Source organism: Salmonella sp. SJTUF15570 (assembly GCF_043357055.1).
Classification (GTDB): Bacteria; Pseudomonadota; Gammaproteobacteria; order Enterobacterales; family Enterobacteriaceae; genus Salmonella; species Salmonella enterica.
On the sequence record NZ_JBEUKJ010000016.1, the window covers coordinates 39377 to 65814 of the forward strand.

Annotated in this window: 22 protein-coding genes and 5 pseudogenes; 20 read left to right on the forward strand and 7 right to left on the reverse strand. The window is 49.9% G+C overall.

Annotation, left to right across the window (positions count from 1 at the left end):
- Positions 1–14 precede the first annotated feature (14 nt).
- Both ABVN44_RS22205 and ABVN44_RS22210 read left to right on the forward strand, forming a co-directional pair.
- Positions 15–4709: an RHS repeat-associated core domain-containing protein gene (locus ABVN44_RS22205; RefSeq protein ID WP_223508140.1), complete on the forward strand. Its 4695-nt coding sequence runs from the start codon at positions 15–17 to the stop codon at positions 4707–4709.
- Positions 4709–5041 (forward strand): barstar family protein, encoded by a 333-nt coding sequence (locus tag ABVN44_RS22210; protein ID WP_001750702.1) that lies wholly within the window; start codon positions 4709–4711, stop codon positions 5039–5041. The genes ABVN44_RS22205 and ABVN44_RS22210 overlap by 1 nt, the downstream gene beginning before the upstream one ends.
- A gap of 56 nt (positions 5042–5097) precedes the next feature.
- Here the strand turns inward: ABVN44_RS22210 and ABVN44_RS22215 are convergent, their stop codons facing one another.
- Positions 5098–5373 (reverse strand): SymE family type I addiction module toxin, encoded by a 276-nt coding sequence (locus tag ABVN44_RS22215; RefSeq protein ID WP_023232369.1) that lies wholly within the window; start codon positions 5371–5373, stop codon positions 5098–5100.
- Positions 5374–5499: 126 nt separating this feature from the next.
- Here ABVN44_RS22215 and ABVN44_RS22220 point away from each other — a divergent pair.
- The 5 genes and pseudogenes from ABVN44_RS22220 to ABVN44_RS22240 form a co-directional block, all read left to right on the forward strand.
- Positions 5500–5673: pseudogene (locus ABVN44_RS22220) on the forward strand (RHS repeat-associated core domain-containing protein); the annotation flags it as partial.
- 24 nt (positions 5674–5697) lie between these two features.
- Complete coding sequence (locus ABVN44_RS22225) at positions 5698–5931, forward strand: hypothetical protein (RefSeq protein ID WP_124741005.1); 234 nt, start codon at positions 5698–5700, stop codon at positions 5929–5931.
- Between the two features lie 872 nt (positions 5932–6803).
- Positions 6804–7271: a hypothetical protein gene (locus tag ABVN44_RS22230; protein WP_023232370.1), complete on the forward strand. Its 468-nt coding sequence runs from the start codon at positions 6804–6806 to the stop codon at positions 7269–7271.
- Between the two features lie 29 nt (positions 7272–7300).
- A pseudogene (locus tag ABVN44_RS22235) lies at positions 7301–7458 on the forward strand (RHS repeat-associated core domain-containing protein); the annotation flags it as partial.
- Between the two features lie 130 nt (positions 7459–7588).
- On the forward strand, positions 7589–7867 hold the full coding sequence (locus ABVN44_RS22240) for a hypothetical protein (RefSeq protein WP_012543321.1): 279 nt from the start codon (positions 7589–7591) through the stop codon (positions 7865–7867).
- 66 nt (positions 7868–7933) lie between these two features.
- Here the strand turns inward: ABVN44_RS22240 and ABVN44_RS22245 are convergent, their stop codons facing one another.
- Positions 7934–8248 (reverse strand): SymE family type I addiction module toxin, encoded by a 315-nt coding sequence (locus ABVN44_RS22245; protein WP_023892102.1) that lies wholly within the window; start codon positions 8246–8248, stop codon positions 7934–7936.
- Between the two features lie 91 nt (positions 8249–8339).
- Here ABVN44_RS22245 and ABVN44_RS22250 point away from each other — a divergent pair, with 91 nt between their 5' ends.
- From ABVN44_RS22250 to ABVN44_RS22295, 10 genes and pseudogenes are all read left to right on the forward strand, one after another.
- The gene (locus ABVN44_RS22250; protein ID WP_371254939.1) at positions 8340–8498 is read left to right on the forward strand and encodes a transposase; all 159 of its coding nucleotides are present in this window, start codon (positions 8340–8342) and stop codon (positions 8496–8498) included.
- A pseudogene (locus tag ABVN44_RS22255) lies at positions 8432–9005 on the forward strand (integrase core domain-containing protein); the annotation flags it as partial. The gene ABVN44_RS22250 and the pseudogene ABVN44_RS22255, both read left to right, overlap by 67 nt.
- Before the next feature lie 748 nt (positions 9006–9753).
- The gene (locus tag ABVN44_RS22260; RefSeq protein ID WP_048348967.1) at positions 9754–10251 is read left to right on the forward strand and encodes a Saf-pilin pilus formation protein SafA; all 498 of its coding nucleotides are present in this window, start codon (positions 9754–9756) and stop codon (positions 10249–10251) included.
- Between the two features lie 74 nt (positions 10252–10325).
- Complete coding sequence (gene safB, locus ABVN44_RS22265) at positions 10326–11066, forward strand: pili assembly chaperone SafB (RefSeq protein ID WP_000691916.1); 741 nt, start codon at positions 10326–10328, stop codon at positions 11064–11066.
- Between the two features lie 23 nt (positions 11067–11089).
- Entirely contained in the window at positions 11090–13600 is a 2511-nt protein-coding gene (locus ABVN44_RS22270; protein WP_023231369.1) for a fimbrial biogenesis outer membrane usher protein, read from the forward strand.
- Between the two features lie 21 nt (positions 13601–13621).
- Positions 13622–14092 carry an AfaD family invasin gene (afaD, locus tag ABVN44_RS22275; RefSeq protein WP_023231370.1) on the forward strand — a complete coding sequence of 157 codons (471 nt, stop codon included), beginning with the start codon at positions 13622–13624 and terminating at the stop codon, positions 14090–14092.
- Positions 14093–14499: 407 nt separating this feature from the next.
- Positions 14500–15321 carry a polysaccharide deacetylase family protein gene (locus ABVN44_RS22280; RefSeq protein ID WP_000119391.1) on the forward strand — a complete coding sequence of 274 codons (822 nt, stop codon included), beginning with the start codon at positions 14500–14502 and terminating at the stop codon, positions 15319–15321.
- Between the two features lie 82 nt (positions 15322–15403).
- A pseudogene (locus ABVN44_RS22285) lies at positions 15404–15641 on the forward strand (PerC family transcriptional regulator); the annotation flags it as partial.
- A 496-nt stretch (positions 15642–16137) separates the two neighbouring features.
- Positions 16138–17085 (forward strand): LysR family transcriptional regulator, encoded by a 948-nt coding sequence (locus ABVN44_RS22290; protein WP_000970302.1) that lies wholly within the window; start codon positions 16138–16140, stop codon positions 17083–17085.
- A 119-nt stretch (positions 17086–17204) separates the two neighbouring features.
- Positions 17205–17419 (forward strand): annotated as a pseudogene (locus ABVN44_RS22295) (hypothetical protein).
- A gap of 3 nt (positions 17420–17422) precedes the next feature.
- On the opposite strand, the gene pagN reads toward ABVN44_RS22295, so the two are convergent.
- From pagN to fadE, 4 genes are all read right to left on the reverse strand, one after another.
- On the reverse strand, positions 17423–18142 hold the full coding sequence (gene pagN, locus ABVN44_RS22300; protein ID WP_000787603.1) for an adhesin/invasin protein PagN: 720 nt from the start codon (positions 18140–18142) through the stop codon (positions 17423–17425).
- Between the two features lie 345 nt (positions 18143–18487).
- On the reverse strand, positions 18488–18895 hold the full coding sequence (locus tag ABVN44_RS22305) for a Spy/CpxP family protein refolding chaperone (RefSeq protein ID WP_000788200.1): 408 nt from the start codon (positions 18893–18895) through the stop codon (positions 18488–18490).
- A 370-nt stretch (positions 18896–19265) separates the two neighbouring features.
- Positions 19266–20033, reverse strand: coding sequence for an amidohydrolase (locus tag ABVN44_RS22310; protein ID WP_000015789.1), 768 nt, complete (start codon positions 20031–20033; stop codon positions 19266–19268).
- Positions 20034–20141: 108 nt separating this feature from the next.
- Positions 20142–22586: an acyl-CoA dehydrogenase FadE gene (gene fadE / locus ABVN44_RS22315; protein WP_023209690.1), complete on the reverse strand. Its 2445-nt coding sequence runs from the start codon at positions 22584–22586 to the stop codon at positions 20142–20144.
- Between the two features lie 239 nt (positions 22587–22825).
- Between fadE and lpcA the strand changes: the two genes are divergently transcribed.
- Together lpcA and ABVN44_RS22325 are read left to right on the forward strand one after the other, a co-directional pair.
- A complete protein-coding gene (gene lpcA / locus ABVN44_RS22320; RefSeq protein ID WP_000284051.1) occupies positions 22826–23404 on the forward strand; it encodes a D-sedoheptulose 7-phosphate isomerase in 579 nt (192 codons plus the stop codon).
- 212 nt (positions 23405–23616) lie between these two features.
- A complete protein-coding gene (locus ABVN44_RS22325) occupies positions 23617–24384 on the forward strand; it encodes a class II glutamine amidotransferase (protein WP_000333387.1) in 768 nt (255 codons plus the stop codon).
- Here ABVN44_RS22325 and dpaA read toward each other — a convergent pair.
- Complete coding sequence (gene dpaA, locus ABVN44_RS22330; protein WP_001225658.1) at positions 24355–25095, reverse strand: peptidoglycan meso-diaminopimelic acid protein amidase; 741 nt, start codon at positions 25093–25095, stop codon at positions 24355–24357. The genes ABVN44_RS22325 and dpaA overlap by 30 nt on opposite strands.
- A gap of 249 nt (positions 25096–25344) precedes the next feature.
- On the opposite strand from dpaA, the gene dinB reads away from it, so the two are divergent.
- Positions 25345–26400: a DNA polymerase IV gene (gene dinB, locus ABVN44_RS22335; RefSeq protein WP_023231371.1), complete on the forward strand. Its 1056-nt coding sequence runs from the start codon at positions 25345–25347 to the stop codon at positions 26398–26400.
- The last annotated feature ends 38 nt before the right edge of the window (positions 26401–26438 follow it).

Here is a 26438-nt window from a genome sequence, read left to right on the forward strand (position 1 = left end):
ACAGGGAGTGTGGTATGGGAGAAGCATTCTGGGCGGCAAGGGAAGGCGACGCGCTGCTGCATACGTCCTTTCTGGCAGATCTGGTGGGCAGTGCGCTGGAATTCGCCATCAATGCGGTTATTGATTTTGCGGCACTGGCTGTTGTGGCGCTGGCGACGGGGGCTACGGTGGCAACGCTGGGATGCAGCGCTGTATTACTTGTGGGGACCGTGGTCGGCGCGACGATGTTGCTGAGTGGCGCCGGGGAGAAAATCAGTAAAGCCTGTGAAGGCATAGCCAACAGCCTTTTTCCGCCGAAAATTGAGGGATATATCCTGACCGGCTCAGGCGATACCCGGATTAACAGCAAACGGGCGGCGCGGGCGGCGGCAACGGCATTATCACGCCATGATGTAGAAACCCTGGATGCGCAGGCGCAGGCAGAGGCAGAAGAAGAAAAACGCAGGCAGGACGCCAAATCAATGTGGGATGTGGCCGGGGAATATCTGAATGCAGTAAAAGGCCGGGCAGAGAATATGGCTAAGGGCGTCGTTTCCGTGGTGAGCCGGATGGGATCAGCGGAAGGATGGGCCTCGCTGGGAAATGATGCTCTGGCGGAGGCGGGCGATATGCTTTCCGACACGGGCCACTTTATTTCAGAGATGTGGCAGCCCACGGTGGCAACGGCATATCCGGGGTCTGACCCGAAACAGGATGATAAAATCGACTGCCACAAACATCCCTCTTCATTCACCCAGTTTATGGCGCAGAAACTGCAGGCGCTGACGGATGACCCGGTGGGGACGGTACTGGGGGCGATGAACACTTTCGATGTGCTGGAAACCGGTTTTCAGGCGGCAAGCGCGCTTATCGGCAGCGTGTCGAACCTGTTCAAAGGCGACGATGAGCCGCCCGCAGCAGAATATATCGCCGAAGGGACGCGGGATGTGCGTATCAACAGCCAGCCTGCGGCGCGCAGCGGGGTACGCTGTACCTGCGAGGCAAAAGTGGTGGATGAGCCTGAGAACGGCGTACATGTATCCGGTGATGTACGTATCGGCGGGCCGCTTCTGGTGGTACGGGATATCAAAAGCGGTAAGTCACAAATAACCCTGGTGACCACCATTGCGCTGACGTTCATGCAGCCCGGACGGGCGTTAGCTAAAAGTGCCTGCTTTATGATGGGATTGGGCATTAACATGATGGTTCAGAAGGCGGGGAGTGCGCTGAACCGCCCGGTAAACGCCGCCACCGGAGCCAAGTACCTGGCAGGCGATGATGACGTTGATTTCAGTCTGCCCGGCCACTTCCCGCTGGAGTGGCAGCGGACCTACAGCAGCCGTGATGAACGGACGGAGGGGATGTTCGGGCGGGGCTGGAGCGTGCTGTATGAAGTGTGCCTGGAGCGTACGCCGGACAACCCGGATGAAAACTGCATGACGTATGTATCCCCAATGGGACGGCGAATTGACCTGCAGGCGGTGGAGCCGGGGAGCGGTTTTTACAGCCCCGGCGAGGGGCTGGCAGTGCGGCGCAGCGAACAGGGCCACTGGCTTATCAGCAGTGATGACGGCGTGTACAGGCTGTTTGAAGCGGACCCGTTCAGCCCACAGCGTCGGCGGCTGAAAATGCTGGGCGACCGCAACAGTAACTGCCAGCACCTGACCTACGACAACCACGGGCGTCTGGTGGAAATCAGCGGCGATCGGCAGCGCCCCTGCATCCGGCTGCACTATGAGCTGGCAGCGCACCCGCAGCGCGTGACGCGCATCTTCCGCCATTCCCCGGAAGGGGAGCCGGAGCTGCTGCGGCGTTACCGCTACGATGAGGCGGGGCGGCTGAACGGGGTGGTGGACAACGCAGGTCAGTATCAGCGCGAGTTTGCGTACGACGACAACGACTGCATGACGATGCACCGGGAGCCGGGCGGCGAACGGTATTACTACACCTGGGCGTGGTTTGAAGGCCCGGACGATGCGGCGTGGAGGGTGACGGGCCATCATACGGACAGCGGCGAGCAGTACCGTCTGGACTGGAATCTGGCAGAACGTTCGCTGTGCGTGACGGATAGTCTGGGGCGTACGCGCTGCCACTGGTGGGATGCGCAGGGCCTGGTGACGGCGTACCGGGACGAGGCCGGGCAGATGACCACTTTCCGCTGGAGCGATGAAGAGCGGTTACTGCTGGGGATGACGGACGCGCAGGGCGGCAAATGGCGTTATGTCTATGACCGTCTCGGCCACCTGACGGAGACGCATGACCCGCTGGGCCGGGTTGAGCAGACGCAGTGGCATCCGGTGTGGCACCAGCCGGAAACGGAGGTGGATGCCGCGGGGGCGGCGTGGCGTTATGAGTATGATGAGCGGGGCAACCTGCAGGCGGTCAGCGACCCGCTGCACCAGCGCACGGTATACGGGTACGACCGGCACGGTCAGGTGGTGCGGATAACCGACGCGCGGGGCGGAGATAAATACCTGCAGTGGAACGAAGACGGGCAGCTTATGCGCCACACGGACTGTTCTGGCTCGCAGACGGCATGGTTTTATGATGAACGCACGCGGCTGGAAAGGGTGACGGACGCGGAGAGTAACAGTACGCGTTACAGCTATGACGGCAACGGACATCTGACGGAGGTCATGTTCGCGGACGGGCGTACGGAGCGTTACCAGCCGGATGCGGCGGGACGGCTGGTGAAATACACCAGCCCGGCGGGGCAGATAACACGCTGGCAGCGGGACGGCCAAGGGCGGGTGCGCAGGCAGACGGATGCGACGGGTCGCAGGACGGCGTATGAGTACGACGCTTACGGGCGGCTGACCACGCTCACGAACGAGAACGGGGAAAGCTACCGGTTCCGGTACGATGTTCTGGACCGGGTGACGGAACAGACGGACCCCGGCGGCAGCCGCCGGGCATACGGGTATAACGCGCTGAATGCGGTGACGGCGGTGATATACGGCGGGGAGCGCGGGGGAGAAATCCGTCACGGTCTGGAGCGTGATGCGGCGGGGAGGCTGACGGCGAAAATCACGCCGGAGACGCGCACGGAATACCGGTACGACGCGGCGGACCGTCTGCTGGAAATCCGCCGCAGGCGGCATGATGCGGCGGAAGGCGGAGAGCCGGAAGTTATCCGGTTCAGCTACGACAGTGCGGGTAACCTGCTGAGCGAGGAGACGGCGCAGGGCGTGCTGCAGAACCGGTACGATGTTCAGGGCAACCGCACAGAAACGCAGATGCCGGACGGGCGGACGCTGCGGTACCTGTACTACGGGAGCGGCCATCTCCAGCAAATCAACCTGGGGCGTGATGTCATCAGCGAGTTCACGCGCGACCACCTGCACCGTGAGGTGCAGCGGAGCCAGGGGCGGCTGGACACGCGGCGGATGTACGACCGGACGGGCCGGTTAACGCGGAAACTGACCTGTAAAGGAATGCGCGGTGTGGTGCCGGAGACGTTTATTGACCGGGAATATGCGTACAGCGGCCAGGATGAGCTGCTGAAAAAGCGGCACAGCCGGCAGGGGGTGACGGATTATTTTTACGACACGACGGGGCGTATCACGGCGTGCCGGAATGAGGCATACCTGGACAGCTGGCAGTACGACGCGGCGGCGAACCTGCTGGACAGGCGGCAGGGAGAGACCGCGCAGGCGGGTGCAGGCAGCGTGGTGCCGTTCAACCGGATAACGTCATACCGTGGGCTGCATTACCGTTACGATGAATATGGCCGGGTGGTGGAAAAGCGGGGCCGCAACGGTACGCAGCACTATCGCTGGGATGCGGAGCACCGGCTGACGGAAGTGGCGGTCATCCGGGGGAGCACCGTACGGCGTTACGGGTACGTGTACGACGCGCCGGGCAGGCGGGTGGAGAAGCACGAACTGGACGCGGAAGGAAAGCCGTATAACCGGACGACGTTTTTATGGGACGGAATGCGGCTGGCGCAGGAGTGCAGGCTGGGAAGAAGCAGCAGCCTGTATATCTACAGCGACCAGGGGAGCCACGAGCCGCTGGCGCGGGTGGACAGGGCGGCGCCGGGCGAAGCGGATGAGGTGCTGTATTACCATACGGACGTAAACGGCGCGCCGGAGGAGATGACGGACGGCGGGGGCAATATTGTCTGGGAAGCGGGCTATCAGGTATGGGGGAACCTGACGCATGAAAAAGAAACCCGGCCCGTACAGCAGAACCTGCGTTTCCAGGGGCAATATCTGGACAGGGAAACGGGGCTGCATTACAATTTGTACAGATTTTATGATCCGGATATCGGGAAGTTTATATCGGGCGACCCGATCGGGCTGAGGGGCGGAATAAACTTATATGCGTATGCACCGAATCCGTTAAGTTGGATCGATCCGTTAGGTCTTAAATGTTCTCACTCTGCTAAGAATCCGAAAGAATTCCATTCGGCTATAAGTGATAAGTGGGGGCATAAAATGACTCCCGCAGAAATGAGAGAAGTACAAAAAACAATAGATAATATTAAATTAAATAGACCTGCTTATCCTCGTGATGGAATACCTTTTGAAAATAATTTCAAAATATCACCTGATAGCCAACGCCTTAATACGGGAAGTGGCCCTTATAGAGAATGGACTGTAAAAACTCCTGGTGTTGGAAATCGAGGTGCTAGACGTATTGTTGTTGATACGAAAACAGGTCAGGCATACTATAGTCATGATCATTACGACTCTTTCATAGAGATAGATCTTGGAGGATGGAAGTAATGAAGATGATTACTTTATCTATTGATTTAAAAGAGATAAATGGTGTTATTGAATTTCATAATAAATTTAAGCAACTGTTTGGTTTTCCTGATTTTTATGGTAATAATTTTCATGCGTTTGTTGATTGCCTTACTAGTTTGAGAATCCCGGAAGATGGGATGACATCTGTAAATATAAAACAGGATGAATATATATTACTTGAGGTTAGTAATATCAATCATTTATCTGACGATCTTAGACACGATTTTCTCTTGTCAATACAAGAAGTAAATAATAGAAGTATTTTGTTTGGTGAGAAAGCTTCTATATTATTATTGCTTTGTAAATCTTAAAGTTAACAAAAATAAAGCCGGGAAAGAAAATTAAATCTTCCCGGCTCTTTTATTATTTAATTCCCGTTCACCACATCATTTACCCCCGCCTTAATATGCTTCATCGACTTTTTCACCTGATAAAGCTCCTTCCGTAGATCCCTCACTTCGTCCGTCTCTGCAATCAGGATCAAACACCCCTCGGAGCTCTTCACGGTCACGCTCGCCCCGGTATCAAATCCCGCTTCTGCCAGCCAGTCGCCCTTAAGGTGCTGGCTGGGGATTTGTGAGTAACAGGCGGTCATGCAGGTTTCGCTGTTGATGTGGCGGACGCTGACGCCGGAGGCATTCATATTTGCTGACTAAATAAATTCTTATTTATCCGCCGGATGCTGGCTGATTGTGGAGCTCAGGGTGAGTGAGTATGGGCGCGACATCCTGGCACCGCGCCCCCCTCTCCCCGGCCAGTGATGAGCAACCGGCTGCCGGGGCCGTATTTTGACGATGAAGCGGGCCTGCATTAAAATCTGTTCAGATATTATGCACCGGAGTGTGGCAGGTTCGTCAGTCAGGGCCCGACAGGGCTGTAAGGGGGATTAAATCCTTACCACTATCCGTTGAATCCCGTCACAGATACAGATCCGCTGGGATTGTTTACATGTGAATTATGTAGTCGCATGATAGATGAGACTAATAATAGTCTGGATAATCTTCCATTTAATCCGGCAAAAATGTTAACGGCTAGTTTAAATATAGCTAATTCTGCAAGATTGCACACAAGTGGGGTAGCCAAACTCGGGATAGGTATTGCTGCTGATGGATTTATTACATTGTCTCCAGTGGGCAATGTTTCTCTGGTAGGGGGGAATATCACATTAGCAACTGCTTCATATAACAGGGCAAATTTATGATTATCAGAATCACTTAATGAAACCGACAAGGATAGGTGCTGCAAAAATTTATTAGGTGTATTGCCTTATAGTGAACAGTTTGACGATCCAGATGAGCCATCAATTAGCGATGTGTATAAAGAGAAATTCCATAACATGATGGATTCTCCAATGAATTTCATCAAAAAGATAGGGACATTGATGTTTGATGAATATGATTAATAAAATATCCATGTTGATCTTTATTATTGGAAGTGTAATCGCGATAATATGGATGTTATATGCCACTTTATCGAAAAGAGGGATGTTTAGAGATAATCTTAAAAAAATAATCAAGATAATATGTGATTTATTTTGGGGGATAGGCTGATAACTCTGAGTAAAGAATATCAGAGACTGTACATGAAATTATTAATCCTTCGTTGAATAAAAGCCGGGAAATCATTATGGGCGGATAACCGCATCACGGAAGATATGCAGTAACTGTACCGGTATGACCGTTACGGGAGGCTGACGCCAGAGCAGATGGCGGGGCAACTGGAGCCGGAGTACACACCCCAAAGGAAAGAGAGGTTTGTGTGTATTATTCATTGTGTGATCATAGCGGTACAGGTACTTCTGCTGGTTTGTTATTCACACTATCAGCCCCTGATGCTGATTTATCACCAGGAATATCAGAGTCTGGAGGGGATTCTTATGGGGGCACTTCTTGCGGGAATGGCTTATACAGATGCTTGTGATCAAACTGATAGTTATAAATATACAAAAGGTGTGAGTATGGGACCCGGATTTGGAGACTAGGGGGAACTCACATGCTCCCGGCATTCGAGGTGTCTATCGGAGATTTTCGATCTGATGGATAAGGAATATGATTGGTTATCAGGTGAATTCAAGTGAAAAGAAATAGATTTTTTCTATCGTTACTATTTATGGTGTTGATTGTGTTGTTCGTTATTCTATTTTTTACATGGTTAGGTAGAGAGAATATTAAAAATGATAGCGCTATTCGAGACGTTGCGAAAGAAGAAGTTGATAAGCTTTTTTCTCTTTATAATAAAGGGGAGTATGCTGAGATATATGATTTGTCATGTGACTCTTTCAAAAATGCCACTGCGAGAAAAGATTTTTTAACAGTTATGGAAACTAAAATGAAAATACTCGGTGAATTTAAAGGGCGAAAACTTCAATATAGTAATGTCATTAATTCAAAATCCGTGGAGTTATATTATAGAGTGGACTATATTAACTATTCTTTAATTGAAGAATTTAACTATATTAAAAATGATGGACAAAAAATATGCTTGCAAGCAATGTATACGGATGATGCGGGGAAACATGGGGAGGTAATTAAATTACATTAACGTGTGATAACTCCAGTTAGAGCCTATCCCAATGCGATGAAGAATCGGGGCTGTATTATAACTAGCGCCGTTTCTATAATCCGGGACTGGGAAGGTATATTACGTAGATCCAATAGGGCTGAAAGGGGGATGGAGCCGATATCATTATCCTCTGAATCCTATTACAGATAGTGATCCTCTTGGCCTTATTACTTGTGGTACTGATAGAGGTGATTCTGGCAAGTTATTAAGATGAAAAATGGTTGAAAATAATTGCATTAGTGAATGCTCATTTATGCCTTTACCTACAAAAAGTAACGGATTTGCTTGCTGGAATTGTGTTAACGAATGCAAATAAAATCAATGCTGTTGATGTTTTTACTACAGGAATAAGTATGGTTAACGATAAGGATACAGCTATATTAATTAGTGATTTAATGTTGAGATTCGGTAAGGAGCTTGATGAATCTGTTGCTGTTGTTCAGTCCCGTTGTGATGAGGATGAATTTAAGGTATATCGAGAAGCGGTTGGTTTGATCATGGGTGAAATGCTTATTAAAATAATGAATCCATTATATGAAAAACATCCCGAAATAAAACCAAAAGGATTGAAATAAAACATCTGGAACCGGAGGAATAATGTGTAAAAGCCGGAGGGGTTATCTTTTCCCGGCTTTTTATTATCAATTACTCATTAACTCCTGTTCCGTTCTTTTGCGTTTAATCACCGGAATATCTCCGGTATTGTTCAGCGCCCCCAGAAATTTTTTTAACCACTGTTCTGCACTCCGTTTATTAATGCGGGTTACGCCCATCCCTTCAATACAGACAAAGAGTCCGTGGGTATGCTGCGGCGTGATCACGATGCAATCCCTCATTACCCGCACCTTGACGGGCATCCCGTTAATAAACCCCGCCTGCGGCATCCATTCACCGTACAAACGAACTGAAAGTCTCTCAATGCGTGAGTATGTAAGTATCCCGCATAATCGAGCCATTCACATTTAGAGATCATCCGACATAATCAATCTGCCAACGCAGGAGATCGCTGTGCGTAAAGCCCGTTTTACTGCGCACCAGATCATCGCTGTGATTAGAACAGTCGAATCCGGACGGACTGTTAAAGATGTCTACCGGGAGGCCGGTATTTCTGAAGCCACCAGGGACAACTGGAAGTCTGGATACGGCGGCAGGGATACGCGTGGAATCACAAAAGGCTCCACCGTATTTACTGTCTGCTCAAGCTGAATTTTCGCCGTAAGGGTAAACAACGGCTGCCGGTACGCAATCCCTCGCCACAGGTCACGCCGGAAGCGCTGAACCAGAGCTGGTCTGTGGGCGTCGTTTTCGCAAGTTCAATGTTGTTGATGACTGTAATCGTGAAGCGTTGTCGATAGAAATCGATCTGAATCTGCCAGCTCTGCGAGTGGTCCGTGTACTCGACAGGATTACAGCAACCGCGGTTATCCGGCCATGCTGCGTATGGATAAGGGACCGGTATTTATCTCGCTGGCACTGGCTGAATGGGCAAAGAAACATGTAGTAAAGCTGGCGTTTATCCAGCCGGGTAAGCCGAAGAAAAACGTTTTCATCGAGCGTTTTAACCGGACATACCGTACAGAAATACTCAATTCTTATCTGTTCAGAACGCTGAATGAGGTGCGGTAAATTACGGATAAAGGGTTATCAGAATATAACTGCGAACGTCCACATGAATCGCGGAACAATATGATACCCAAGGAATACCGCCAATAACGTTATCTGGCCGGAATCTTAAAAATGCATGGAACTAAAACGGGTCTATTTACGGGGGCACCTGCGATGAATTTCGCTGCACTGAAAAGCGATACCGGATGAGAGCTGCTTCAAATTAATGTGCCATGTTCACGGGGAGGTGGTGCGACGTTTGCATAATCCAGCAAGAACTGAAAGGAAGGGGAGAGCTTTTTCATGCCTGTATAATCAGTCTGGCCTGTGTCAGTCAGCTCTTAGTGTTGAGACTCTCGTTGGAGCTTTATAATTGCTTTTCCGTTTCGGAAAACAAGATTTTCCATTAAAGATCTTCCCTGCGAGGAAAAGTTAACTAATAATCTTACCGTCGAGTTAGGAGATGTATGTTTAAATATAAACAATGTTGCAACGATGCCTGATAATTATCCTCTCTTCGAAGATAAGTTTCCCACACCCAGTGTGGTGGGTGTCATTGTAATGTTATCACTTGAATGTAAATGGAAGGTATAATTGCTTTTTGACTAGCATTCTATTCCCCCCTGACAACACAATGTTAACATCAATACTGGTTATATTTACAACAACGTGATTAAGAGGTGCTCTGATATATAGATTTTTATGACATTACTTATTTGAATTGGTAACAAATACCAATAAGTACAAGCTGTTATTACCAGCCACGGATTTTTCCATACGGTAAGATTTGGTATGGCGTTATGTATTCTGGATGTGCTGGATTATTTTAATTTGGTTAAAAAAAGGTGGTTTTTCGATGAAAAACGTAAAAAATTTAATTATCGCAAGTGCATTAAGCATTATGGCTGCTAGTTGTTATGCTGGCTCGCTCGTGCCGAATACAAGCACTGGCGTGTCGGCGGATGTAAATTTCAGTAATCCTGGACAACTACAAGCACGGCTTACTCCAGTGTCTGGCTTGGTGGCAGGGCCTCATAAGGCTGATGAGGCTATTGCTGTGCTTTCGGTAAGCGGTTCGAGCAAACAATACGCGGTAACGGGAGATTATTCTAAACCTGAAGTAGTGGGCAACGCCAGCGATGTGTGGACGGTAACTGGTAAAAATGGTAATACCATTAAAGTTAACTTTGGGGGGGTAGGCTGTGGCAATAAAGGTTCATTAGTGGATGGTGCTTCGCATAAGTGGTGGGTATATAACATGGCAGATAAAGTCGCTGTGAAATTGTCTGGATCACAAACGGTAAAGGCTGATACTTATCCAGTGACGCTAAACATAGCGGAGTATCAAGCTTAATAGTAAACAACTTTTATTGCGCCTTATTAAGGCGCAATAAATATCAAGTCATACATTTTTTTATAACTTGTAATATGAAAATTATTAGTTTTGGTGTAATGGCGGCTGTTTTATTCGTCTCTAATTCTATAACTCCTCCAGTGTATGCCTCTGAGCAGAAATTAAATTTAAACGCTAAATCATTCAGCGTGAAGCTGGGGGCTACACGGGTGATTTATCACGCTGGTACAGCTGGAGCCACGCTCTCGGTGAGCAACCCGCAGAATTACCCTATTTTGGTTCAGTCTTCAGTCAAAGCAGCAGACAAAAGTTCGCCTGCTCCCTTTTTGGTGATGCCGCCTCTATTTCGTTTAGAAGCGAACCAGCAGAGTCAACTGCGTATTGTCCGTACTGGTGGTGACATGCCAACGGATCGTGAAACTTTACAGTGGGTCTGTGTAAAGGCGGTACCACCCGAAAATGAACCGTCGGATACACAGGCTAAGGGCGCGACCCTTGACCTCAATTTGTCCATCAACGTCTGTGATAAGCTGATTTTCCGCCCGGATGCCGTGAAGGGGACGCCGGAAGATGTTGCAGGAAATTTAAGATGGGTGGAGACGGGCAACAAACTTAAGGTGGAGAACCCCACCCCGTTTTACATGAATTTAGCCTCCGTCACAGTAGGGGGAAAGCCCATTACAGGGCTTGAGTATATCCCCCCCTTTGCTGACAAAACACTAAATATGCCAGGTGGCACTCGTGGTGATATCGAGTGGAGCGTTATTACAGACTTTGGTGGTGAAAGTCATCCGTTCCACTACGTCCTTAAATAAATCCAGGGGCTTAGCGGCAGAATATGAAGTTCAAACATCCTGCCTTGCTACTGTTTATCGCGGGAGTAGTTCACTGCGCAAATGCGCACGCTTACACATTCGATGCATCGATGTTGGGCGATGCAGCGAAAGGGGTTGATATGTCGCTCTTTAACCAGGGGGTACAACAGCCAGGGACTTATCGCGTGGACGTGATGGTGAATGGTAAACGTGTCGACACCCGTGATGTGGTGTTCAAATTGGAAAAGGATGGGCAAGGAACGCCTGTTCTGGCTCCTTGTTTGACGGTCAGTCAGCTTTCACGCTACGGCGTAAAAACGGAAGATTACCCTCAGTTGTGGAAAGCAGCAAAGCCCCCAGATGAGTGTGCGGATCTGACCGCCATTCCACAGGCTAAAGCGGTACTGGATATCAATAATCAGCAACTGCAACTGAGTATTCCGCAGTTGGCGTTGCGTCCGGAATTTAAGGGGATCGCTCCAGAAGATCTTTGGGATGATGGTATTCCGGCGTTTCTGATGAACTACAGTGCGAGGACAACGCAGACGGATTACAAAATGGATATGGTGGGGCGTGACAACTCTTCCTGGGTACAACTGCAACCGGGAATCAATATAGGTGCGTGGCGTGTCCGCAATGCGACCAGCTGGCAGCGGAGTAGTCAACTGTCGGGGAAGTGGCAGGCAGCATATACCTATGCTGAGCGTGGACTGTACTCACTAAAAAGTCGTCTGACTCTGGGGCAAAAGACTTCGCAGGGGGAGATATTTGATAGTGTGCCATTTACCGGTGTGATGTTGGCATCGGATGACAACATGGTGCCCTACAGTGAGCGGCAGTTTGCTCCGGTAGTGCGTGGGATTGCCCGCACGCAGGCTCGGGTGGAGGTCAACCAGAATGGTTACACCATTTACAACACCACCGTGGCGCCCGGACCGTTTGCACTGCGGGATCTGTCGGTAACAGACAGTAGTGGTGATCTGCATGTCACCGTGTGGGAGGCCGATGGCAGTACACAAATGTTTGTGGTGCCGTATCAGACCCCGGCGATAGCACTGCACCAGGGATATTTGAAGTACAGCCTGTTGGCGGGCCGATACCGATCGTCAGACTCTGCAACGGATAAGGCGCAGATCGCGCAGGCTACGTTGATGTATGGTCTGCCGTGGAATCTCACTGCATACGGCGGTATACAGAGTGCAACGCACTATCAAGCTGCATTGCTTGGTTTGGGGGGATCTCTCGGGCGGTGGGGGAGTTTATCTGTCGATGGAAGCGACACACACAGTCAGCGTCAGGGGGAGGCGGTACAGCAAGGAGCCTCCTGGCGACTGCGTTACAGCAACCAGCTGACTGCGACGGGGACAAATTTTTTTCTGACGAGATGGCAGTATGCCTCGCAGGGCTATAACACCCTATCCGATGTGCTCGACAGTTATCGACATGATGGCAACCGTCTATGGTCGTGGCGGGAAAATTTGCAGCCGAGCTCGCGTACTACCCTGATGTTGAGTCAGTCATGGGGGAGGCATTTGGGCAATCTGAGTTTAACCGGTTCCCGTACCGACTGGCGTAATCGCCCCGGTCATGATGACAGCTACGGACTGAGTTGGGGAACCTCTATCGGAGGGGGCTCGCTGTCATTGAACTGGAATCAAAACAGAACGCTGTGGCGCAATGGCGCGCACCGTAAAGAGAACATAACCAGCCTGTGGTTCAGTATGCCATTAAGCCGCTGGACGGGGAATAATGTAAGTGCTAGTTGGCAGATGACTTCACCATCACACGGTGGTCAGACGCAACAAGTGGGGGTCAACGGAGAGGCATTCAGTCAGCAACTGGATTGGGAGGTGCGTCAGAGTTACCGTGCCGATGCCCCGCCAGGTGGTGGTAATAACAGCGCATTGCACTTGGCATGGAATGGAGCTTACGGCCTGTTAGGTGGTGACTATAGCTACAGCCGGGCGATGCGCCAGATGGGAGTCAATATCGCGGGAGGTATAGTTATCCACCATCATGGTGTGACGCTGGGGCAACCTTTGCAAGGCTCAGTGGCGCTGGTTGAAGCGCCAGGGGCCTCGGGGGTGCCAGTTGGCGGCTGGCCTGGCGTTAAGACGGATTTTCGTGGCGACACCACAGTGGGCAACCTGAGCGTCTATCAGGAGAATACAGTCAGCCTCGATCCGTCGCAACTACCGGATGACGCAGAGGTCACACAAACCGATGTGCGCGTGGTGCCAACCGAAGGGGCGGTGGTGGAAGCGAAGTTTCACACTCGCATCGGGGCCAGGGCACTGATGACGCTGAAACGGGAAGATGGTAGCGCCATTCCTTTCGGGGCGCAGGTTACAGTCAATGGGCAGGATGGCAGTGCTGATCTGGTGGATACTGATAGCCAGGTTTATCTCACTGGTCTGGCGGATAAGGGCGAACTGACGGTGAAATGGGGAGCACAGCAATGTCGGATTAACTACCAGCTACCTGCCCACAAGGGAATCGCGGGCTTGTATCAAATGAGCGGTCTCTGCAGATAGCCGATTCTGAAGGAGAGAATAATGTGGATGAAAATACAGCGAGTGAAAACGGTTATCTATAGCGTAAGCTTACTGGTCACTGCCAGTAGCTTGGTGCCGATAGCGAACGCCGCAGAAAAACTTCAGACAACGCTACGTGTAGGGACTTACTTTCGGGCCGGGCATGTGCCAGATGGGATGGTGCTTGCGCAAGGCTGGGTGACTTATCACGGCAGTCACAGCGGGTTTCGGGTATGGAGCGATGAGCAAAAGGCGGGTAACACGCCTGCCGTATTGCTGCTGAGCGGGCAACAGGATCCTCGCCATCACATTCAGGTTCGCCTGGAGGGCGAGGGGTGGCAACCAGATACGGTGAGTGGTCGTGGCGCCATTTTAAGAACCGCTGCAGATAACGCCAGTTTCAGTGTGGTCGTTGATGGCAATCAGGAAGTGCCTGCGGACACCTGGACGCTGGATTTTAAGGCCTGTGCATTGGCGCAGGAGGATACGTAGCCGTCTGTTCCACTCATACTTCCTGTATCAGTGAATAAGGCGAATACTGTATATCAGGTTCGAGGATGTATTGAAAATTTACTCAAGGCAAATATGGTTAGCAATCTTCATTGCAGAAAAATCAATTGCTGATTGATTTTAAAATCTGAAATTCATCTTTTTTTGTAGGGAGAGGAATATTATGTTTCGTAAAATAATTTAACGGACACTGATGCCTTTATTATTTTCTGTTTTGTGGATTTGTTTGATTCACTCTTTTGTGAGCGGGGCTTTATAAGCCCTTAGTATAAGGTTTGTTTATCTGTCAGGTATTCATATGTGATATTTAAGATTTTATGTTTAGGGGGCTTTTTCTTGTCCCCTCAGGCGTAAAAATAATTTATTTTTTACATAAAGGAATAAAGCATATGTCTTATGCACGACATTTACCGGTATTAATGTATCACCATGTCAGTGATAAACCCGGACAGATAACCTTATCTCCCCGTACGTTCCGGGCGCAGATGAAATGGCTGGCTGAATCTGGCTGGAAAACCGTTACTGCTGCAGAGGTGGAAGCTTTTTATCATGGTGCAAGATTGCCTCGTAAAAGCGTCATGCTGACCTTTGATGGCGGCTGGCTGGATAACTGGTTGCAGGTTTTTCCGGTGCTGCAGGAGTTTAATCTGCATGCGCATCTCTTTCTTGTGACCAGTTTGATCAGTGACGGACCGGTCCGTATTCCTGCAGGCGAACCGGTGTACTCTCATGATGAGTGTCAGATGCTGGTTAAACAAGGCCGGGCTGATGAGGTCATGCTGCGCTGGTCAGAGGTCCGGGAGATGCACCTCAGTGGCCTTGTTGAGTTTCACTCGCACACGCACACCCACCGACGCTGGGACCAGAAACCTGTGTCCCGTAATCCGTCGGATTTGCTTCGTGTCGATATTCTTCTTAGTCGTAAGCGGATGAGGGAGATGCTGGGTTACTGCAGTCAGCATCTGTGCTGGCCTGAGGGCTGGTATTGTTCTGACTATATTCATGTGGCTGAAGAGCTGGGGTTCACATACCTGTATACCACAGAAAGGCGTATGAACAATCCAGTCATCGGTTCACAGCGTATTGGTCGTATCAACACAAAGGAGCGAAAGAATGTGGGCTGGCTGAAACGTCGTCTGTTTTATCACACCACGCCCGGATTTTCTTCGCTGCTGGCCCGGCATAAGGGGGCACGTCGGATAGCTGACTGAGCCGGAGACCAGGATGAAAGTGCTGCATACCGAATCCTCCCCCATCATCGGCGGGCAGGGGTTGTAGGCTATATCCCAAATGATGGTGCTGATTTTGAGCAGAAATAAGATAACACCGGAGGCCGTGATAGACCCGGTTGCGCAGAATCTGGAGGCAGCAGGTCACTGGCGCAGGGCTTCTACCCGTTGGCTTTTGGTCATGGGCGATTTTGAATGTACAGAGGCCCAGCGGGAGTGGTTGTTGTTGCGCCGGAATTATTGCCTTGCGCAGATATCTTCCCCTGGCGCCAGTAAAGCTGGATATCAGCGACGTGACGAAATGAGAGGAGCCTGCACATAGGTTTGTGTTTTGAGTAAGTGTCTTATTTAAACCGTCTGTTCTGTTTCCTCCGCTTTCACAAATAATATCGAGCCGGGTGGGGGGTATGCAAGTAAGAATAATCTGGCGATGTTTTGCTTGTTTCCACGGGATACTTTGTTAGGTGAACGATGCAATTAATGTGCTCCAGACTGCGTCACAGAAAAGGAGAATGCCTTTGCAGAACGGGTGCATGACAATGAACCACTTTATTATTGAGATCTGGTTCGGCGACAACCTTGACGATCACTTCTGAGATAGGGTATTTACACTGAGTGGTAAACAGGTTCAATTAGTAACCGGAGATGGATGCAAAATCATGATCGATTCAGATGCTATTTTGCAGCCAATAGATTTTTTATTATGATGATATCAAGGACATTGAGGCACACAATGACGCATCAGTAAGTCGTTGATAGCTCCTTTAATATAAGAATTTCTTTTATCAACGGAAGATAATGATGGAACTGATCAATAATCGTGGTATGCGAGACTGGATGATATTTATTAAAGTGGCGGAAGTAGGGAATCTTTCCCGGGCTGCACGGGAATTAGATATTAGCATTTCTGCTGTCAGTAAATCGCTTAGCCGCCTTGAGAATTCTATTGAGGTTACTTTACTTCGGCGCGATTCACATCACTTAGAACTGACTGGAGCTGGTCAGACAGCCTATGCAAGCATGAAAAGGATAACATCTTCCTTTCAGTCCTTGCTGGATGAATTGCGAAATCCGGATAAAATTATCAGAGGGAGTATAAAATTTTCGGCTCCGGCTATTGTCTGTGAGTTTCTTGCCAATAAGTGGATATGGGAATTTACAGCTAGCTATCCGGATACAAAAATCTACCTGGATTCACGAGAGCGTAGCGATTTTTTTAGTAAATCCCTGGAGTTTGATGAGCTGGTTTTTAAAAGTGGCATAATCGAAAGTGAGGATCTCGTGTATCGAAAGATAAGCCCTTTGAAGTTGGTTCTTTGTGCGAGTCCGAAATATATCAGAAAATATGGCAGGATCTCACACCCTGGCGATTTGGAAAATCACATTATTGTGGGTCTTCACAACCATGGTCTTTCCGGACCTCTTACTCTTTTCCGTCAGGATGAATCATACACTATTAGTGGCGCTGTTAATGTTCATTTATCTTCCAATAATCTTTTGAGTGTTCTTAATTTGGTTTTAGAAGGAAAGGGTATCAACCTCATGACTCCGGCCTGGCTTGCCACCAAATACTTAAAAAATAATGAACTTGAAATTATACTTCCTGAATGGAGGGTTCCAGATCTCCCCATTTATCTTGTATGGCGTCATCGTCAGTATTATTCTCCTTTATTTCAACGCTTTCTGTCTTTTATTGAAGATAAATGGAATAATCGCCCACAAATTGATTTTCTGAATGATGATTAACCCGTTTGGAATGGTTTTGACACGTTCCTGACTTAAACCCACATGATGATGACTGAATTGAGGCATCGAGATATGCGACTGGTCAGCCAGTCGTCTTTTGACGATGCCCAATACAAAACATGATGCCGACTGACGGAAATGATAATACCCGGAAACAGGACGGGGCTGTTTTGGGCAGCCGGAAGTTAAGCCCATACCAGAAACGTTGCAGTGTACTGAAAAATGGCGCCAGGTTGCACCTGTTCAACGATTTTCTGAAGGCGCAGGAGTATTCATTACTGATATCCTCCATTGCGCCTTCGGGAACCCACAGGACCAGCTATTTTACCGATAGTGTTTAAAAGGCGTAAGTAATGCCGAGCATGAAGTCATTGGAGGCAGCCTTTGTGTCTGCATCATAAGCGGTATGTTCATCACCAGCATAGTGATTTTTTGAAATGCTTACTTTGCCTGCATTAATGTATTTATAACTGGCGTCAATCATAATATTATCTGTTACAGCATATTTTGCACCGATACCTGCGCCCCAGGCAAAGTTATTTTTTGAAGCAGACAGAGTTTCATTAATACCAAAACCAACAGGAATGGTGTTATTACTTAGCTTCACATGAGCGAGGCCAACGCCTGCGCTGATATAGGGAGTAAATGCCGTACTATTGTGAAAATCATAATAGCCATTAACCATGTAAGTGGTCATTCGGACCTGATTTTTTACATTTATGTGTACTGGATCACCAAATGCAATAATATCCTGCCCGCCTTTAGCATCCGTCTCACCTCTGAAAGTGGTATCCAGTTCTAAACGTACTGGAAGCTGGAATGGATCATAAAAGTCATAACCGATAGCAACCCCGCCGCCAAAAACGCCTTTGGTACGGTCAGGTAACGTTGCATGACCATTAACTATCTCATCCTGGCTGAAGGTTGAGTTGATTCCATAGACATTGACTACGGATGTCCCCGCTTTCCCGGTGATATAGATCCCTTCTTTTGCTGATGCAGTAGCGGACCAGGCTACCACAAGGGGAATGATGCAGACTGCGAAAAAGTTTTTCATTTCAGAACCTGCCTTAATATTGGGCTAAAAGACAAGTTTCACGGTATAGGGTGTGATATAACGATTACATAAACGAAGCCCAAAAAACGGTCTATTGTAACGCTGGGTTTTCTGTAAGCGGGTAAAAAATGAGATGAAGATTTTAAATAACAATACGATAATCGTCGGTATGGAAATCCATCTCCTCGCCAAATTGCCCAACGTATGCCAGCCCCACGTACGGTTTCACTTCTACGTTATGTAACGGGTAGTGTGAGATGGTGCGATGCTGTAAGAAAAAGATGAAGATGAATTTGTACCTGTCCTGGATAAAGCCCGTTATCCAGGAATAACGGGCAAAAATATTTACTCAAGTGCCTGGGCGAGATCTTGTTGTACCTGTTGACGCTGTTCTGGTGTTAAGACTTTGCTTAAATCAAAATAATATTTAACCCGATAATAGCGAGCCTGTTGTTCTATGTTACTGAAGGCTGCAAGCTGCTGTTTTACGGCGGCGTCATCCCATTTACCGGATTTAATCACCTCTATCAGCGCACCGTCTTTAATTCCCTTCATAGAAATCTGACTGACGTCGGTTTCCAGTTGTTGGTGAAGTTTTTTGATCCGGGTAATCTGATCGTTTGTCAGCTTCAGATGCTGGACAATAGGATCCTGGGCGGGCAGGGGAGGATTGGGGACAGCGGTGGCGAAAGCGCCAAAAGAAACGCCCGCCAGAGTCGCTGCCAGTAAAGTTGTGCGTACAAAGTTTTTCATGAAGATATCCTGATAAGGGAGTGATTAACCGTTTTTATTACCCACGAATGGCGAGCAATTATCTTAGAGCCTATCCCATTAGGGCTATTTTACTTGCCATTTTGGACCTGGGCAGTGCTCGCCAAAACGCGTTAGCGTTTTGAACGCCGCTAGCGGCGGCCCGAAGGGCGAGCGTAGCGAGTCAAACCTCACGTACTACGTGTACGCTCCGGTTTTTGCGCGCTGTCCGTGTCCAAACTGGCTGCGCCAATAACGCCTGGTGGGATAGGCTCTTAGTCAGAATACGTTGCCTGCCACATTACGCCACGCGAATTTGTTTTACGGAGAGTTACGGAGTGAAACAATCCCGCCGCGGTGAGCGGCAGGTTGCTTACAAGGTGAATGGATCGGCATCGCGCCAGGCTGGAAATTTTTCGCGATAGTCCTGCAAGGCGACGAGAGAAAGATCGGCATCGATACGTGTCGCCTGGTGTGGTTCGGCGGTGGCGATAATGTCGCCCTGGGGATTAATGATCCGGCTATCGCCGCGATAATGTAACCCGTTGCCATCGGTGCCAACCCGGTTGCAGCCTGCGACATAAGCCTGATTTTCAATAGCGCGCGCCGTCAGTAATGTTTGCCAGTGTAGCGAGCGCGGCGCGGGCCAGTTCGCTACATACAGCGCCAGATCGTAATCATTGCGGTTGCGCGACCATATCGGAAAGCGCAGATCGTAACAGATCAGCGGCAGAATGCGCCAACCGCGCCACTGCACGATGATGCGTTTATCGCCTGCGGCATAATGTTGATGTTCATCCGCCATACGAAACAGATGGCGCTTATCATAGAGATGAACCTTGCCTTCCGGTTCAACCAGTAAGAAGCGATTTACGGCGCCGCGCTCAGTTTGTAGCGCCGCGCTGCCGGCAATCAGAGCGTCAGTTTGTCGGGCTTTGGCCTGCATCCACGTAATCACGCTATCTTGCGAAAGTGAGTTATTAGCGGCCTCCATCGCAAAGCCGGTGGTAAACATTTCAGGCAGAACAATCACATCCCGGCCAGATACGAGCTCTAGCTGTCTGTCAAAATGACGCAGGTTTGCCGGGCCGTCCATCCAGACTAAAGGTTGTTGCAACAGAGTAATTTTCAAACCAGACACGATCGGAGCTCCTCATTGAACAGCGTCTTTACACTGTAGCATGAGCAATAATAAAAAAGCGGCAAGAAAAAGCCCCGCGAAAGCGGGGCAGGAAAGACACGAGACTGATTATGCGGCTTCGACTTTACGCACTTTCTCCGGCAGCTTTACCGGTTTGGTCGCCAGCGCTTCAGGTTCAAAATCATCAACGTTGATACTGCGCAGGCGGCTCTCTTCCGCTTTCGCCAGGATGGCGGCTTCATCTTTATCTATAAGCCCTTTCGCCAGCGCATTGCGCGCCAGTTCATCCAGACGAGTAAACGGCAGATTTTTACCCAGTTCTTTGCAGATGCGCTGGTGGATAGGGTCGGCAGCGATGACATCACGCAGCGCTTCTTCCAGTAAACCGACCGGATTATGTTCGGCGGGCGTCAGATACTGACCGCGCCCAATGCGTGAACGTGTGGCGTTCGGCACCTGTAGGATCTTCGCCACGGCGTGATCCAGCTTATCAGACGGCGCCAGATAATGACGGCCAGTCGGGAAGATCATCGCGGTGAGCAATCCGGCCACGACGCGGTTCGGGAAGTTCTGCAGCAGATCGTCCATCGCTTGTTCAGCACGATACAGCGCATCCTGTACGCCCCAGTGCACCAGCGGCAGGTCGGCTTCGTGGCGACCTTCGTCGTCGTAACGCTTCAGTACGGCTGAGGCCAGATAAAGCTGACTCAACACATCGCCCAGACGCGCGGAGATACGCTCGCGGCGTTTCAGGCTGCCGCCCAGTACCGCCATTGACACGTCAGACAGCAGCGCCAGGTTTGCGCTCAGTCGGTTCAGATGCTGGTAATAACGCTTCGTGGCGTCGCCGGTTGGCGTATGGCTCGTTAATCCGCGGGTCAGGCCAAGCCAGAAACTGCGGACGGTATTGCTGCCGACATGGCCGATATGTTTAAACAACAGCTTATCAAAGGCATTCACATCATTATTCTGCGCTGCGGCCATCTCTTCCAGTACATAAGGATGGCAGCGAATGGCGCCCTGACCAAAGATCATCATGCTACGGGTCAGGATATTCGCGCCTTCCACGGTGATCGCGATAGGCGCGCCCTGGTAAGCACGCGCCAGGAAGTTGCTCTCGCCCAGCATAATGCCTTTACCCCCAGTGATATCCATCGCGTCGATAATGGACTGCTGGCCGCGGTGGGTGCAGTGGTACTTCACGATAGCCGACAGTACCGCCGGTTTTTCACCCAGCATAATGCCGTAGGTGATTAACGATGCGGCGGCATCCATCACATAAGCGTTACCTGCAATACGCGCCAGCGGTTCTTCAATACCTTCCATCTTGCCGATAGAAATTTTGAACTGACGACGAATGTGAGCATAGGCGCCGGTTGCCAGCGCGACGGATTTCACCCCGCCAGTGGAGTTGGACGGCAGGGTAATACCGCGTCCTACCGACAAACATTCCACCAGCATACGCCAGCCTTGTCCGGCCATTTTGGGGCCGCCGATAATATAATCAATAGGCACGAAAATATCGTTACCGCGGGTTGGACCATTCTGGAACGGAACGTTAAGCGGGAAGTGACGACGACCAATTTCCACACCCGGCGTTGAGGTGGGGATCAGGGCACAGGTAATACCCAGCTCTTCTTCTCCGCCTAACAATCTATCCGGATCGGAAAGCTTAAACGCCAGGCCCAACACGGTAGCTATCGGTGCCAGCGTAATGTAACGCTTGTTCCAGGTCAGGCGCATACCCAGCACCTGCTGGCCCTGCCATTCGCCCATGCAAACCACGCCGGTATCCGGAATGGCGCCTGCATCAGAACCTGCTTCCGGGCTGGTCAGCGCAAAGCAGGGGATCTCCTGGCCGCGCGCCAGTCGCGGCAGATAGTGATTCTTCTGCTCTTCCGTACCATAGTGCTGCAACAACTCGCCAGGGCCGAGTGAGTTTGGAACGCCGACGGTGATAGCCAGAATCCCGGAGACGCCGGACAGTTTTTGCAGTACACGGGACTGCGCATAAGCGGAGAACTCCAGTCCGCCGTACTCTTTTTTAATGATCATCGCAAAAAAACGATGCTCTTTCAGATAAGCCCACAGTTCCGGCGGCAGATCCGCCAGTTCATGGGTAATCTGGAAATCGTTCGCCATCCGGCACGCTTCTTCTACCGGACCGTCGAGAAACGCTTGCTCTTCGGCAGTGAGTTGCGGTTGCGGATAGTTGTGCAGTTTTTTCCAGTCAGGCTTGCCCTGGAACAGATCGCCTTCCCACCAGGTTGTACCGGCATCAATCGCTTCTTTCTCAGTGCGCGACATCGGCGGCATGACCTTACGGAAGCCGCGGAACACCGGTGCGGAAATCATTGATTTTCGCATCGGTGTGAGGTTAAACGGCACGAGGATAATGGCCAGAGGAACCAACAGCCAGATGGACCACAGGCCAGCGACGCCAAGTGCGGCGGTCCAGGCGAGCAGAATCAGGCTGCTGAGAAATAAACTCACGCGGTGATAGAACAATGCGCCGAGCAGAATAACCGTAGCGATAATACTCAAAATCATCATAACGAAAAGCTCCCTTGCTTGTAGGAGGTCTGACCACTTGTGATGATTAGGTTGTAGTGGATGTAAAATTTTTTAGCAATGTGTTTACAAAATAATTACAACAAAGCTCACATTGTTGCCGTTTTTGGGGGCACGAAAAATCAAAAGCGTGAGGCGTTAATTCGGCTTATGCTTCTCGCCTGTACTGCTATCCGGTACACTGCATACTGTCATTTACATTCATGCTGAAGGATATCCTCATGTACCAGGATCTTATTCGTAACGAACTGAACGAAGCGGCGGAAACGCTGGCTAATTTTTTAAAAGATGACGCCAATATTCACGCCATTCAGCGCGCGGCGGTCCTGTTGGCTGACAGTTTTAAAGCGGGTGGTAAGGTACTTTCCTGCGGTAACGGCGGCTCCCATTGCGATGCGATGCACTTTGCTGAAGAGCTGACAGGTCGTTATCGTGAAAATCGTCCGGGCTACCCGGCAATTGCGATTTCTGATGTTAGCCATATATCCTGCGTCAGTAATGATTTTGGCTATGACTATATTTTTTCTCGTTACGTTGAGGCGGTAGGGCGCGAAGGCGATGTCCTGTTAGGGATCTCGACGTCGGGTAACTCTGGTAACGTGATTAAAGCGATTGCCGCGGCCCGTGAAAAAGGCATGAAAGTGATTACGTTGACCGGCAAAGACGGCGGCAAAATGGCGGGAACGGCGGATATTGAAATTCGCGTACCGCACTTCGGTTATGCCGATCGTATTCAGGAAATTCATATCAAAGTAATTCATATCCTGATTCAACTGATCGAAAAAGAGATGGTTAAATAACTATACCCGTCATACTTCAAGCTGCAGGTGCGTTGGTTGCGCTCAGAAACCCCAGTCACATAGTTATCTATGTTCCTGGGGATTTCCTCCCTTACCGCCTTCCTGCAACTCGAATTATTTAGGGTATAGCATATTGTTTTCTTTGATATTTTGAGATTTGATTGGCTGTAAAAATTACGCCTTCCCGCTTAAGGCGTTTGTGGAGGTGATGTATGTGCGAACTGCTTGGGATGAGCGCCAATGTGCCGACGGATATCTGCTTTAGCTTCACCGGACTGGTGCAGCGTGGCGGCGGAACCGGGCCGCATAAAGACGGCTGGGGAATTACCTTTTACGAAGGAAAGGGCTGTCGCACGTTTAAAGATCCGCAACCGAGCTACCATTCGCCGATTGCGAAGCTGGTACAGAATTACCCGATCAAGTCCTGCTCGGTTATCGCCCATATCCGTCAGGCTAATCGCGGTGAAGTGGCGCTGGAAAATACACACCCTTTTACCCGGGAATTATGGGGACGCAACTGGACTTATGCTCATAACGGTCAGCTCAACGGTTATAAGTCGCTGGAAACCGGTAATTTTCGTCCGGTGGGGGAAACCGACAGCGAAAAAGCGTTTTGCTGGTTATTGCATAAATTAACGCAGCGTTATCCCCGCACGCCGGGCAACATGACGGCGGTATTTAAATATATTGCGACACTGGCGACGGTATTACGTGAAAAAGGCGTTTTTAACATGCTGCTGTCAGATGGGCGATATGTGATGGCGTTTTGCTCAACCCATTTGCACTGGATCACTCGCCGGGCGCCGTTTGGCGTAGCCACGCTGGTGGATCAGGATATGGAAATTGATTTCAGTTCACAGACCACGCCAAATGACGTGGTTACCGTGATTGCTACCCAGCCGCTAACGGGGAATGAAACCTGGCAAAAGATTATGCCAGGCGAATGGGCGTTATTTTGCCTCGGAGAGCGTATAATTTGAGGCCAGCTGTGGCTGAACGACTTCGTGACTCAACGGTTTGCTCACGACGTAACGCCCATCAACGATAGAAACAGTTGGCGGCTTATGCGTTTGTTCAAAATAATCGTAGCCGGGTTTTAGCTGCGCCCAGAAATCTTTGTAATATGAATATTTATGACGCTGCATATTGGCGTCGGTCATCCGGAACGGATAAATACTCACCTGCACGCTCGGCTGACCAAAGACCAGCGCGGCGGTGACAAACTGGAAAATCTCATCAATGCCGCTGTCGGTCATGGCATAGCAGCCGACGGAAACACAGGCGCCGTGAATCATCAGATATTTACCATCATAGCCATGCGCGCGATCGTAGGCATTGGGAAAACCAATGTTGATGGCCTTATAAAAACGGCTGTCTGGCTTGAGTTGATTGCGCTGAACGCTGTAAAACCCTTCCGGACTTTTAAAATCGCCCTGACGGCGTTTCGGGCCTAACCCGCCGGAATAGTTGCAAATTTTGTAGCTATCAAGCAACTGGTATTGCTCACCCATTTTGACGTAGAGATCAAGGGTGCGCTCTTCTTTAAAAATCTGAATATAGACCGGTGAGCCCATTAACTGCTGCTTATACTCTTTACTGACCGGCGTGACGGGGCTGCTGCTGCTCAGCAAACCGGCAAACGAGACGCACGGCATCAGAAGCATCGCAAGAAAAAATGCGATTTTACGCATACTGCTTGTTCCTTGATAAAACGGTTACACACGCCAGAACGGCAAAAGAGTCCCCAAATCGGAGTAATCTGGATTTGGAGCGCTCACATTAGCACCACGGCAGTTTTTCGCAAGTCCCCGTGTGTACGTTTACAATTTTCCCGCCGCTTTCGTCGTCATACCTTCGAATATGTCGCATTTTTAACGCGAATGTCTCTTTGCGCGCAATAAAACATACTGTACACTTAAACAGTATTGTGGGGGCGAGCGATGCGCAAAATCATACATGTTGATATGGACTGTTTTTTTGCCGCGGTAGAGATGCGTGATAATCCGGCGTTACGCGATATCCCCATTGCCATTGGCGGGAGTCGTGAGCGAAGAGGCGTTATCAGTACCGCCAACTATCCTGCGCGCCAGTTTGGCGTACGTAGCGCGATGCCGACCGCCATGGCGCTAAAGCTGTGCCCCCATCTCACCTTACTGCCTGGCCGCTTTGACGCCTATAAAGAGGCTTCGCGGCATGTACGTGACATCTTTTCCCGCTACACTTCACTGATTGAACCGCTCTCGCTGGATGAAGCCTGGCTGGATGTGACTGACAGCCCGCACTGTTATGGTTCGGCAACTCTGATCGCCAGGGAGATTCGTCAGACTATTTTCAATGAACTGCAACTCACCGCCTCCGCCGGCGTTGCGCCAGTGAAATTTCTGGCGAAGATCGCCTCCGATCTCAATAAACCGAACGGACAATATGTTATTACGCCAGCCGATGTACCCGACTTTCTTAAAACGTTGCCGTTAGCCAAAATTCCATGCGTGGGGAAAGTTTCCGCCGCCAAACTGGAAAATATGGGGTTAAGAACCTGCGGGGATATTCAACAGTGCGATCTGGCGATGCTTCTCAAACGCTTCGGTAAATTTGGCCGGGTATTATGGGAGCGTAGTCAGGGTATTGACGAGCGTGATGTTAACAGCGAAAGGCTGCGTAAATCGGTAGGTGTTGAGCGTACTCTGGCGGAGGATATTCATGAGTGGTCGGACTGCGAGGCCATTATTGAACATTTATATCCGGAACTGGAGCGTCGTCTGGCTATAGTAAAGCCCGATTTACTGATTGCCCGACAGGGCGTTAAATTAAAATTTAATGATTTTCAGCAAACCACTCAGGAACATGTCTGGCCGCAATTAAATAAAGAAGACTTAATTACCACCGCCCGTAAAACCTGGACCGAGCGTCGCGGCGAGCGCGGCGTACGGCTGGTGGGGCTACACGTAACGCTGCTCGACCCTCAGTTGGAACGACAGTTGGTGTTAGGGTTATAAGTCAGGCCATTAAGATTTTATCACTATTACGATTGCGC

Coding starts and splice junctions, on each gene's coding strand:
- pagN (WP_000787603.1), bottom strand. CDS start 18,142: ATGAAAAACTTTTTCGCAGTCTGCATCATTCCCCTTGTGGTAGCCTGG.
- ABVN44_RS22245 (WP_023892102.1), bottom strand. CDS start 8,248: ATGGCTCGATTATGCGGGATACTTACATACTCACGCATTGAGAGACTT.
- dpaA (WP_001225658.1), bottom strand. CDS start 25,095: ATGCGTAAAATCGCATTTTTTCTTGCGATGCTTCTGATGCCGTGCGTC.
- ABVN44_RS22260 (WP_048348967.1), top strand. CDS start 9,754: ATGAAAAACGTAAAAAATTTAATTATCGCAAGTGCATTAAGCATTATG.
- ABVN44_RS22270 (WP_023231369.1), top strand. CDS start 11,090: ATGAAGTTCAAACATCCTGCCTTGCTACTGTTTATCGCGGGAGTAGTT.
- fadE (WP_023209690.1), bottom strand. CDS start 22,586: ATGATGATTTTGAGTATTATCGCTACGGTTATTCTGCTCGGCGCATTG.
- ABVN44_RS22205 (WP_223508140.1), top strand. CDS start 15: ATGGGAGAAGCATTCTGGGCGGCAAGGGAAGGCGACGCGCTGCTGCAT.
- ABVN44_RS22305 (WP_000788200.1), bottom strand. CDS start 18,895: ATGAAAAACTTTGTACGCACAACTTTACTGGCAGCGACTCTGGCGGGC.
- ABVN44_RS22225 (WP_124741005.1), top strand. CDS start 5,698: ATGATAGATGAGACTAATAATAGTCTGGATAATCTTCCATTTAATCCG.
- ABVN44_RS22280 (WP_000119391.1), top strand. CDS start 14,500: ATGTCTTATGCACGACATTTACCGGTATTAATGTATCACCATGTCAGT.
- lpcA (WP_000284051.1), top strand. CDS start 22,826: ATGTACCAGGATCTTATTCGTAACGAACTGAACGAAGCGGCGGAAACG.
- ABVN44_RS22210 (WP_001750702.1), top strand. CDS start 4,709: ATGAAGATGATTACTTTATCTATTGATTTAAAAGAGATAAATGGTGTT.
- ABVN44_RS22325 (WP_000333387.1), top strand. CDS start 23,617: ATGTGCGAACTGCTTGGGATGAGCGCCAATGTGCCGACGGATATCTGC.
- afaD (WP_023231370.1), top strand. CDS start 13,622: ATGTGGATGAAAATACAGCGAGTGAAAACGGTTATCTATAGCGTAAGC.
- safB (WP_000691916.1), top strand. CDS start 10,326: ATGAAAATTATTAGTTTTGGTGTAATGGCGGCTGTTTTATTCGTCTCT.
- dinB (WP_023231371.1), top strand. CDS start 25,345: ATGCGCAAAATCATACATGTTGATATGGACTGTTTTTTTGCCGCGGTA.
- ABVN44_RS22215 (WP_023232369.1), bottom strand. CDS start 5,373: ATGAATGCCTCCGGCGTCAGCGTCCGCCACATCAACAGCGAAACCTGC.
- ABVN44_RS22290 (WP_000970302.1), top strand. CDS start 16,138: ATGATGGAACTGATCAATAATCGTGGTATGCGAGACTGGATGATATTT.